This is a genomic window from Mesorhizobium sp. WSM4847 (assembly GCF_055811335.1).
Window position 1 is genome coordinate 1 of record NZ_JBVVPY010000067.1, and the last position, 4,245, is coordinate 4,245.

Below are 4,245 nucleotides of genomic sequence, written 5' to 3' on the forward strand. Positions count from 1 at the left end.
GCCACGTAATGTCAGCGCAAAATGGCGAGGGTCGCGGAAGACGAGCTTGCAGTCGAGTTGATCCTCGAGTTTTTGCAGCGCAAGGCTCACGGATGGCTGGCTCATTCGAAGACGTTTCGCGGCGCCGGTGATGCTCCTCTCTTCAGCGATGATGCAAAAACTGCGCAGGAGATTCCAGCTCAGCTCATTCGTCCCCATTTGGAATGCTCCGCAAAATGCATCCGACTTCGTTGGGTTTGCAGTCGTTGTTCGCCTCGATTGCACAACAAGATAGCCTATGCAAACCCTTCAATCCTCCAACAGCCGTTCGTGGACGGACCCGAAGCCATGTGGCGCGCCCAGCTACCCGGCCGGCGTGGAGCGAACGACGTGTCCAATGCGCATGCATAGATCTTTTCGCCATGCAATGTCAGCGCAAATCGTGGAACACGAGCTTGCTGCTCCGGGAAGCGGACCGGACGCGCCTTCATCCGCGGCGGCCGGGCCAATGTCCGCTAGGCACTCTACATGCCGGCTCTCGTTGCCATGCGGTGCAATCCCGATCTCACGGCAAAATACGACCGCATCAAAGCCGTCCGCAAAGCCGCGAAGGTCGCTATCACCCCCATCATGCGAAAGCTGATTATTCTCGCAAACGTGCTCCTCAGGGACGACCGGAAATGGGCGCCATCCCTTACTTGACCAACACGGATGCTCTAGCGGTTCTCCATTGGCGCTGGAAGCCACCGCAGAGTCATCGCTTAAACGAAGGAGGCGTGGTCGCGCAGGCACCTCGCATCTGGAGACGTGGGCCGTCGGCCGGTGGGCAGCTGGAAGGTTCGCTGCGCACCAGCTTCCTGTCTGCGCCGCAACGCAGCCAGGATAAGATGTGGTCCGACCGCTCCTTCGCGACAGTCACGAGCGGGGGAAAGATCTCTGGTTGCAATCGGCGACCACTGGTTTCAGCTCACGGCTACTGAATATTCCCCAGTAGCGTCCCCATGGCAATAGTCATTGCGCTAGTATAGCTATCGAGATCCTTTACCTCAAACAGAAAGCGATTTGACTCTGGACCGGCGTCCGTCCACGTCGTCACGCCACTCGGATCGCACTTGATGTCGACGGGGCGGAAGCCAAAAACCGCATCGTCTGCGTCGGACCCCGCAATGATCTTGCCCGCCTTGTCCACGACTTGGGACACCATATGGAAAAAGCCGGCGGTGGACCACATGCTGCGGTATTCCTGCATGGTGCGCCAGGCCGGTGCATCGCTCCGAGGGGCCAGCAGCGGCTGTAGGTAGCGCGCATCCGTTCGGGACTCGAGGGAATAGGTGAAGTAGCTTTGCAGGGGGGGTGACAACTTTGTCAGAACGTCGCCCTGCTTGAAACGATAGAAGGTCCCGAACTTTTGGACCTTCCTGTCCAGGTATTCGTCAGTTACCGTCTCGAAGCATGGCATCCAATAAATCGGGCACGGGATGTCGAACGTGGCGGCGTAAGCGGCCGCATTGAGCACAACATTGTACTCTACATCTCCCTGCTTCGCGAGATCGGGATGGCCCGCGCCCGCGTTGAGGTAGATCCCGGCACATTTGTTACGGAAAAGATCCGGGTCAAGCTTGGCCGCAATGGCGAGATCGCGGCAGGAGCCGACGATGCTGATGTGGGCCGGCCCTTCGCTGTCGCGGAGATAGTCGAGGAGGAACTCCGCGCCGGCGCGGTCGCGCTTGGGTAGGGCAGCAAGTGACGCCCGGTCATGCGTGTAGGGAACGGAGCAGCCGACCGCCATGTGGGTCGGCAACCCCGTAAGGTAGCTTAGCTGCGCAATGCCGGTGACGTCCGGACTGCGGCCTGGAGTGTCATAAGGGGGGAAGTCGACCAGTACGCCGCCGAGCTCCAGTTGGCCCGATGCGGCAAGAGCAAAGACGCAAGCAAGGTCCCAGTGATCGTCCGGATCGAGACTGGGGCGAAACAGGTCGGTCTGGTGAAGCAGTCTTATGGTCATGCGAATCCTCCTGATTATTCTTTGATGCCCGACATCGCGACCACCGCCAAAAGTCGTGTGATATGTCGCACTGTACTTAAATGGGTTCTGCCTCACTTTGTGTGGCGGGATTATCCTGTGAGATCAAAACTCATGAAGGATGACCATGCATTCGAAAAAGCACTGGCTCCGGGCAGCGGCGTGAAGGTCTTGCGCGTTGTGCGAATGGGCAAGGACGGTTGGAAGGTATATGCCTCGATACCGGAAAAAGGGATCTGTCCGGGTTGTGTGATGCGATCACGCCGGCGCTACGGTTGGCGCCATAGACGCCTTCAGGACTACCCGGCGCCTTTTTGCCATCCGGCAGGTCCAGCTCAAGCACCTGACGCGCCGGCGCAACCGTCCTGGCGGCAACGAATGCTCGAAGTTTCTCGATCAGCCCCTGCCTGTCGCCGTGCGTCGATCTCTGCGTGGTCGAAAAGCTGCATCAACGATCCGCCCTTTTAACGACGGCGTGCAGAAGCATGTTGAGGCCGGCGAGGAAGTCTCCCGGCTCACAGGATTCATTGTTGTTGTGGCTGATCCCATCCTTGCAGGGTGTAAAAATCATGGCGCTGGAGCAATGCATCGCCATGTGGTAGGCGTCATGGCCCGCCTGAGAGCGTATATCGCACCAATTATAGCCCTGACGGACTGCCTCATCACGGATGCTGTTGATAAGTTCCTCGTCAAATATGTCACCTCCCCAGCTCCATTCGTCCTCAATCACGGCAACACAGCCAGCCATGGCGGCGCTGGCCTTGGCGGCACGACGCATCTTTTCCGCCATGACCCTGGCGGTGATAGGATCGGGGTGTCGTACATCTGCGACGCATTCAGCCGTTTCAGAAAGTATGCCCGGCTTGTTCGGCCAGGCGGCGAGGCGCGACCCAGTGGCCTTGCCGTCGTTGATCGCGAATTCCCAACCAATGTCGTCAACGGCTGTCAGAAACCTTGCTCCGGCGATCAGGGCGTTGTGACGGAGGTCCATCGGCGTGGGGCCGGTGTGAGCGGTTTGGCCGTCGAAGCGGACACGAATACCGTGGCTCGGGTAAGCGCCAGTGACAACCCCTACCTCGCGCGCCTCCGCATCGAGGATCGGCCCTTGCTCGATGTGCAGTTCGAAATAAGCATCGATCTCCCCCGCCTTGCAAGGCTTGTCGCCCTTGTAGCCAATTCTCTCAAGCTCATCGCCGAAACGCTGGCCGTCATCGGCAATCAGTTCATAGACCCAGTCGCGTTCGTACTGCCCGACAAAACAGCCCGATGCCACCATCGGCGGAGAAAACCTCGCGCCTTCCTCGTTGGTCCAGTCGACTATAACAATGGGCCTTTTAGTGACATGGCTGATATCGTTAAGCGCACGCACAAGCTCTAGCCCGGCAAGCACTCCGGCAATCCCGTCGAAGCGTCCGCCGTTGATTTGAGTGTCGAGATGGCTGCCGATCAGGATAGGTGGCAGTTGGTTGTTTCTGCCGTCACGCCTCGCGAAGATTGAGCCGAGTTCATCGAACTCGACGCTCAAGCCTGCCTCACGGCACCAGCCACAAAACAGATCGCGCATCTCCCGATCTGAGTCGGTGAGCGTCAGACGCGACAAGCCTCCCGGACGGCCTTTGCCAATGTTGGCGGAAGCTTCGATTGTCGACCAGAAACGGTCGAGGGACACACGAGCCTCAGAGCAAATTGTCATGGATTATTTCTTTCAAAATAGTGAAGTCAGGTGGCGCCAATTAGGCCAGTGATACCTCGGCCAACACGATCAGCGGCGGACCCATCGATGGCACACAGAATGGTGCGGCCCCTCAGTTCGATGCCCAACGACGACGTTTTCCTCTCGTTCCAGACTTCTATCCTTCGGTTGAGAATGCCGGCCGAAGCAGATTTCTGTCCTAGAGACCCGCGACACGCGTCGCCTATCGAGCCCAGCAAAGATCCTAGATAAGGTTCATGTAAGGTTCCCCTCCTATGGTCGGAAGGTGCCTCGCATAACCGACGAAGACAAATAGGTCAGAGCTATCGCAGCAATTGACGGTGCCTATCTGCGAAACGATGAAATATTCTGTACACTCAAAAGAGGCCATGCTTTCCTAACGTTTCCTTGGGGCCTCCTCAAGGCAAGGCACATAATGTGTTAAATATCAGGGGAATAAAAAGCGATGCGTCTAAGATCGAATATCGGTTACTTCTGCGCTGCACTTGCTCTTGGTCTTGCGGTGGCACCAGCCGCCCGAGCCTCGGTT

General features: G+C 57.9%; 3 protein-coding genes and 1 pseudogene. 1 reads left to right on the forward strand and 3 read right to left on the reverse strand.

The genetic code is table 11. From position 1 onward, the window contains the following. The coding region (locus tag AC0L28_RS34360; protein WP_473482903.1) for a helix-turn-helix domain-containing protein at window positions 1–198 on the reverse strand (198 nt) is incomplete at its 3' end. Window positions 199–441: 243 nt separating this feature from the next. On the opposite strand from AC0L28_RS34360, the pseudogene AC0L28_RS34365 reads away from it, so the two are divergent. After that, window positions 442–681 (forward strand): annotated as a pseudogene (locus AC0L28_RS34365) (transposase); the annotation flags it as partial. A 271-nt stretch (window positions 682–952) separates the two neighbouring features. Here the strand turns inward: AC0L28_RS34365 and AC0L28_RS34370 are convergent. Then, on the reverse strand, window positions 953–1,984 hold the full coding sequence (locus AC0L28_RS34370) for a hypothetical protein (protein ID WP_473482904.1): 1,032 nt from the start codon (window positions 1,982–1,984) through the stop codon (window positions 953–955). A 466-nt stretch (window positions 1,985–2,450) separates the two neighbouring features. After that, window positions 2,451–3,695 carry a Zn-dependent hydrolase gene (locus AC0L28_RS34375; RefSeq protein WP_473482905.1) on the reverse strand — a complete coding sequence of 415 codons (1,245 nt, stop codon included), beginning with the start codon at window positions 3,693–3,695 and terminating at the stop codon, window positions 2,451–2,453. Between the last annotated feature and the right edge of the window lie 550 nt (window positions 3,696–4,245).